The sequence below is a fragment of the Dinghuibacter sp. genome (assembly GCF_035492835.1).
Lineage (GTDB): Bacteria > Bacteroidota > Bacteroidia > Chitinophagales > Chitinophagaceae > Dinghuibacter.
Window position 1 is genome coordinate 1 of record NZ_DATJIY010000030.1, and the last position, 6,354, is coordinate 6,354.

Consider the following 6,354-nt stretch of genomic DNA (forward strand, 5'->3'; position numbering starts at 1 on the left):
CCCCCCCTCTCAGCTTATGCCAGCGCGCGCAGCGCCACCGCTATCGTCTCCACGCACTCCGCGACCTGCGCCTCATTGATAATCAGCGGCGGCGCCAGGCGTATCTTGTCGCCATGCGTAGGCTTCGCCAGCATACCCAGCTCCTTTAGCTGGAGGCACAGCTCCCAGGCCGCGTCAGGCTCCGGGTGGTCGATTACGATCGCATTTAGCAGCCCGCGTCCACGCACGAGAGACACGAACGGCGACCGTATGTCCTCGAGACCTTCGCGCAATAACGCACCCATGCGTTCCGCATTAACGATCATCCCTTCGTCCTGCAGCACCTGCAACGCGGTCATCGCGACCTTGCACGCCAGCGGGTTGCCGCCGTAGGTGGAGCCGTGCTCGCCGGCGCGGATCGTCAGCATGATTTCATCGTCGGCCAGTACGGCGCTCACGGGGAGCACACCGCCGCTGAGGGCTTTACCCAGGATCAGGATGTCCGGGCGGACGCCCTCATGGTCGCAGGCCAGCATCCGGCCGGTGCGACCAAGCCCGGTTTGAATTTCGTCGGCGATAAAAAGGACGCCTGCTTCATCACACAGCCGTTGCGCCCTGGCCAGGTACCCGTTGTCGGGTAACACCACGCCCGCTTCGCCCTGGATAGGCTCTACCAGGAAGCCGGCAACCTCCGGGTCCCGCAGCGCCTCGGTGAGCGCCGCGGTATCGTTGAACGGTATGACCACGAACCCCGGCGTAAAGGGGCCGAATCCGGAACGGGCCGATGGATCGGAGCTAAACGAAATGACCCCGATCGTCCGCCCGTTGAAGGTCCCTTCGCATACTATAATCTTCGCCCGGTTTTCGAGGATGCCCTTGACGTCGTAGCCCCAGCGGCGGCACAATTTGATGGCCGTCTCGACCGCCTCGACCCCCGTATTCATCGGGAGCACTTTATCGTAGCCGAACAGGTTGGTGATATAAGCCGCGTATTCCCCCAGCAGGTCGCTGTGGAAAGCCCTGGACGTCAGCGTCAGTCGTCCCGCCTGCTCGATCAGGCTTTGAACGATCCGGGGATGACAGTGCCCCTGGTTGACCGCCGAATACCCGCTCAGGAAGTCGTAGTACCGCTTGTCGTCTACGTCCCAGACGAAGACGCCTTCTCCCCGGGTCAGCACCACGGGAAGCGGGTGATAGTTGTGGGCTCCATACTTTTCCTCCAGCGCCAGGAAATGCTGCGCGCTGTCGGACATCAGACCGGTCAGTTGCATATAAAAGGATGAAAATGTGGAAAAAGCAAAAACCCCGCGCGCCTTACCAAGACGCACGGCCCCGGGGACCACTAGTGGTGATCGAGAAAGTCGAGGTTGATATCGAGAAAGGGGGTGTGCATTCTTTTGCAAGATACGAAATTACCTAAGACTAACTATTTCTTTCCGCGACGTGCGCCGGTAATTTCAAGCAAAAAAATGAGACGCACCGCATTTGTCCTCCTTGTCCTGGCTTGCTTTGGCTGTTCCAAGAAAAACGGCGGCAACACACCTGCTAATCCGCCATCCGCTTATTATTTCAAGGCCGACATTAACGGCCAAAGCTGGGCCGCCAACGTTTACTTCGCCGAATACCTGACCTACCCGCTGGGTGTCGTAATCAATTACAACGGCGTCAACTACATGTACGTATTCTCCTTTTACGCCGCCAATGGCGACACCAGCCAGTCCATGGACCTCCTGTTCCCCATGAACGTCCCGGTCAATACGCCCATCGCCTTCGATTCCGCCGCCAACAAAAGCATCGCCTACGCCGTCGAAGACCCCCTGAAGTCCGGTAAGTTCGATGGCTGGAACGCCGCGGCGCCCACCGGCGGCTCCGGCACGTTTACGATCACGAAGCTCGACCAGGGAAACAGGATCGTCGAGGGCACCTTTTCCGGAACCCTCGGCAGCCTTAACGGCAAAGCCGCGGCAAAGGTTGCCAACGGCACGTTCAGCTCTCCATACGTGCTCGAGCAATCACAATTGCCGCCAAATGTAAAGGTGAGCATCACCCAACGTCTGCTAACCCTTCATCCCGTAAATACCCCATAGGCGGCGGGAAAATCGAGCGGGGGCACCTGCCCGCGACGGAACCACCCAAACACGGTGCTCCCGCTCCCGCTCATAGAGGCGTAAACCGCCCCGGCTGCATAAAGCTGCTCTTTTATACGCCCGATAGCCGGGTACGCCGTAAACACCGGCGCCTCGAAGTCGTTGACCAGCCGATCGCGCCACTCCGCCACCGGGGGAACGGCTCCATCGCCGACGCCAGGCTCCGGCCCCGACTCCCGCGCCAGCTGCCCGAACGCCCACGCCGTCGGCACGTGTATCCCCGGATTGACGAGCACCAGCTCATACCCCGACATGTCGAGCGCCACCGGCGTTAACACTTCACCCCGCCCGGTCGCAAAACAGGGACTATCATAGATAAAGAAAGGACAATCGCTCCCCAGCCGCGCCGCGTACGCCACAAGGACCTCCCGCGACAGCCCTAGCCGGAACAACCGATTGAGCAACAGCAGGGCCGACGCCCCGTCCGAGGATCCGCCACCCAAGCCCGCTCCGGTAGGAATCCGCTTGTGGAGGTAAATGTCTACCGGCCGCACCGCGGGAAAGTCCGCCGCCAGCAGCTCGTAGGCTTTCACACACAAATTGGTCAAAGGATCGCCCGGAATCGACGCACCGCTGACATGCAGCGACACCGAGGACGCCGGCAGCATCTCGATCGCATCGCGCAGCCCTACCGGATAAAAAAGCGTCTCCAAATCATGAAATCCATCGGGCCTCTTGCTAAGGATACGCAACCCGAGGTTAATCTTGCATGGGGGAAAAAGGATCATTTTTTCCGGCTGTTGATCTCATCGCGTATAGCGATGGCGCGGATATAGTCTTCCTGCTCCAGGACTTCTCCCAGCAGGTGGTTGAGTTCTTCGAGTGTGAGGTTTTTGAGGTCGTCGTGGCCGCCGGTAGTCGTAGTGGTGGTAGTGGTGCCGGATTCCGTTTTCCCCTTCGTCTTATGGGTGTCCTCCATCAAGATGCCGGCGCTTTCGAGGATGTGTTCGAAGGTATAGATGGGGCAACCGAAACGCACGGCCAGGGCCAGGGCATCTGAGGTCCGGGAATCGATTTCGACGGTATCGCTTTCAGAGGAGCACACCAGCTTGGAGTAGAAGATGCCTTCCTGCAAATCGTTGATGATCACTTCATGCAGCTCCACGTTAAAGGCCATCATGAAATTTTTCATCAGATCGTGGGTCAGCGGCCGGCTGGGTTGCATGCGCTCGAGGGCCACGGCAATCGCCTGGGCCTCGAACCCGCCGATGACGATCGGCAGGCGGCGCAGTCCGTTCACTTCACCCAGTACCACGGCGTATGAATGCGTTTGCGTAATACTGTGGGAGAGGGCTACAATTTCCAATTCAATTTTCTTCATAGTTGATCTGTCAGCACACAGCCTGCCCACGCTGGGCCGTGAATAGTGCAATATAGCCCCAAAAATAACAAAATAAAGAGGCTGCCCCTAAAAATTAAGGAACAGCCCCCGGGAAAAATACGTTTGGAAAATACTAGCTAAATACCTTTCAACTCCTTGACGGCCGCGGTCACTTGCCCTTCAACTCCTTCACCGCCGCGGTGAATTTCGGCACCACGTCAAACGCATCGCCGACGATGCCATAATCCGCCGCCTTGAAGAACGGAGCCTCGGGGTCTTTGTTGATGACGACGATCACCTTGGATCCGTTCACGCCGGCCAGGTGTTGTATGGCGCCGGAAATGCCGATGGCGATATAGAGGTTCGGGCGTATAGTCAAACCCGTTTGGCCGACGTGCTCGTGGTGCGGTCGCCAGTGTGCGTCCGCGACAGGACGGCTGCAGGCCGTGGCGGCGCCCAGCACGTGCGCCAGGTCTTCCACCAGCCCCCAGTTTTCGGGGCCCTTGAGTCCCCGACCACCGCTCACGACGATCTCCGCTTCGGACAGGGGCACCTCGCCGGAGACCTTATTCACTGCCGTTACCTTCACCCGCGGCGCCACGGCATCGGGCGCGAAGGCCACGACTTCCGCTTTGCCATCACCCGCCTGCACATGAAAAGAATTCGGGTTTAGGGAAATCACCTTGATGGGCGAGGTCACGGATACATAGGCGAAGGCCTTTCCGGAGAATACGTTTTTACGCACGACAAAACCGCCGCCCGAAAGATCTGGCAGGTCGATGGCGCCCGCCACCAGCCCGGCTTTGAGTCGTACCGCCACGCGTGGCGCGACGGCCTTTCCATCGGGATTGTGCGGGAACACGACTACCTGCGCGCCTTCCTGCGTGGCCGCCTGCGCGACCGCCGCTGCAAAGGCCTGTCCATCGAGGTGCGCCAGCGCGTCGGTGGCGGCCAGCAGCACTTTGGAGACGCCGTACTTACCCAGCTCCGCGGCGCCGTCGGCGGACACCGGACCCAGCACGACCGCGATGGCGGTGGTATTCATGTTTTTGGCCAGCGCGGCCCCATAGCTGAGGGCCTCGAACGCCGCTTTTTTGATATGACCTTCGGATTGATCGGCAAATATGAGAACAGACATACTTTCTTTTTTTTGTGAAAACAATGACGACCTCGCCTAGAACACCTTTGCTTCTTCATGGAGCAGCCGCACCAGCTCGCCCACGCTCTCGGGACTAACGAGCTTAACCCCCGCCTTTGCCGGCGGCAGCTCGAAGTGATGCACCGTCGTCAGCGCCTCCACCGCCACCGGCTCGACGACCTTTAGCGGTTTTGTACGCGCCGACATGATCCCCTTCATGTTGGGGATGCGTTGTTCGGCCACGCCCTTCTGACAACTGATGACGACCGGGAGCGCGACTTCCGCCACTTCTTCGCCCCCTTCGATCTCGCGGGTCACGGTAGCGGTACCGCCCGCGACGTCGACCTTCGTGGCCAGCGCGATATAGGGCATGCCCAGCAATTCCGCAAGCATACCGCCGATGGCGGAGCCGTTATAGTCGATGGTTTCCTTGCCCGTCAGGACCAGGTCGTACCCGCCGGCGGTTGCCACCGCCGCGATCTGGGAAGCGACGGCAAAACTGTCGGCGACATCGACATTGACCCGGATGGCTTCGTCCCCGCCCAGGGCGAGCGCCTTGCGGATCACGGGCTCGGCGTCCGCGCCCCCCACGGTCACCAGGTGGATGACCGAAGACGGATCGGCTTCTTTGAGCTCGATCGCCCGCACCAGGGCGTACCATTCGTCATAAGGATTGATAATGAATTGCACCCCGGCCTCGGCGAATTTCGTATTGTTGTCCGTGAAGGCTATTTTTGCCGTGGTGTCAGGCGTTTTACTGATACAGACAAGTATCCTCATATGGAAAGTTGTTTATGCAACTAGTGTATAAAGGTAGGGAATTTTTATGGATCGCATTGCTTTACTACGACAACATTTGGAGGCTTCCCCGGATGACCAGTTCCTGCAACACGCCCTGGCTCTGGAGCTGATAAAAGCGGGCGACGACGCGGGCGCGCGGGCCCGTTTCGAAGGGCTGTTGTCCAAGGACCCGACCTATGTCGGTAGCTACTACCACCTGGCAAAACTACTCGAACGCAACGGCCACAACGACGAAGCGATAGCCGTATATGAAAGAGGCATGGACGCCGCCCGCGCCGCCGGCGACCGCAAAGCCTTCGGCGAATTGCGCTCCGCTTACGAAGAACTCACCATGTAACCCAACCGCCATGAGCGCACCGCTACTGACACGATTCCGGGAATTTATCCATGCCGAAGACCTATGGAGCCCCGGCCAGGAATGGCTGATCGCCGTCAGCGGCGGTATCGACTCGGTCGTGCTGGCGCACCTATGCGTGCAGGCAGGCATACCCGGTAAAATAGCACACGCCAATTTCCAGTTGCGGGGCGCCGAGAGCGACCGCGACGAGGAGTTCGTGATGTCGTTGGCACAACGGTACAACCGTGTCGGGCACGTATCGCGTTTCGATACCGAAACTTACGCCAGGCAACACAAGCTTTCCATACAAATGGCTGCGCGGGAATTGCGGTATGACTGGTTCAGGTTGGTGTTGGGTCAGCCCGATCCGCCCCCGAAAACGACCAGGACCCCAAACCCCGATGGTACCTGGACCGTCAGCATTTCACAGACGCGCACGGTGCGACGGGAAGGTCACCAATACGTCTCCGCCATCGCCACCGCCCACCATCTCGACGATAACATCGAAACCCTCCTGATGAACCTCGTCAAGGGCACCGGCGCCACCGGCCTCCGCGCCATGCTCCCGAAACAGAACGGCATCGTACGCCCGCTGCTGTTCGCGACACGGGAGGAGATCGTGGCTTACGCC

8 protein-coding genes are annotated in these 6,354 nt (G+C 59.5%); 3 read left to right on the forward strand and 5 right to left on the reverse strand.

Annotated features, from left to right (window positions below; all coding sequences use genetic code 11):
- Positions 1-14 precede the first annotated feature (14 nt).
- A complete protein-coding gene (gene rocD, locus VL547_RS02845) occupies positions 15-1,250 on the reverse strand; it encodes an ornithine--oxo-acid transaminase (protein ID WP_325574973.1) in 1,236 nt (411 codons plus the stop codon).
- Between the two features lie 198 nt (positions 1,251-1,448).
- Here rocD and VL547_RS02850 point away from each other — a divergent pair, with 198 nt between their 5' ends.
- Positions 1,449-2,066 carry a hypothetical protein gene (locus VL547_RS02850; RefSeq protein WP_325574975.1) on the forward strand — a complete coding sequence of 206 codons (618 nt, stop codon included), beginning with the start codon at positions 1,449-1,451 and terminating at the stop codon, positions 2,064-2,066.
- Here the strand turns inward: VL547_RS02850 and ispE are convergent.
- The 4 genes from ispE to VL547_RS02870 form a co-directional block, all read right to left on the reverse strand.
- Positions 2,045-2,854: a 4-(cytidine 5'-diphospho)-2-C-methyl-D-erythritol kinase gene (ispE, locus tag VL547_RS02855; RefSeq protein WP_325574977.1), complete on the reverse strand. Its 810-nt coding sequence runs from the start codon at positions 2,852-2,854 to the stop codon at positions 2,045-2,047. The two genes, VL547_RS02850 and ispE, sit on opposite strands and share 22 nt — an antisense overlap.
- Positions 2,851-3,447: a bifunctional nuclease family protein gene (locus tag VL547_RS02860; RefSeq protein WP_325574979.1), complete on the reverse strand. Its 597-nt coding sequence runs from the start codon at positions 3,445-3,447 to the stop codon at positions 2,851-2,853. Before VL547_RS02860 ends, ispE begins: the two co-directional genes overlap by 4 nt.
- A gap of 169 nt (positions 3,448-3,616) precedes the next feature.
- Entirely contained in the window at positions 3,617-4,585 is a 969-nt protein-coding gene (locus VL547_RS02865; protein WP_325574981.1) for an electron transfer flavoprotein subunit alpha/FixB family protein, read from the reverse strand.
- 36 nt (positions 4,586-4,621) lie between these two features.
- Complete coding sequence (locus VL547_RS02870) at positions 4,622-5,365, reverse strand: electron transfer flavoprotein subunit beta/FixA family protein (protein WP_325574983.1); 744 nt, start codon at positions 5,363-5,365, stop codon at positions 4,622-4,624.
- Positions 5,366-5,411: 46 nt separating this feature from the next.
- Here VL547_RS02870 and VL547_RS02875 point away from each other — a divergent pair, with 46 nt between their 5' ends.
- Positions 5,412-5,723, forward strand: coding sequence for a tetratricopeptide repeat protein (locus VL547_RS02875; RefSeq protein ID WP_325574985.1), 312 nt, complete (start codon positions 5,412-5,414; stop codon positions 5,721-5,723).
- A gap of 10 nt (positions 5,724-5,733) precedes the next feature.
- On the forward strand, positions 5,734-6,354 hold a 621-nt coding region (locus VL547_RS02880), incomplete at its 3' end, for a tRNA lysidine(34) synthetase (RefSeq protein ID WP_325574987.1).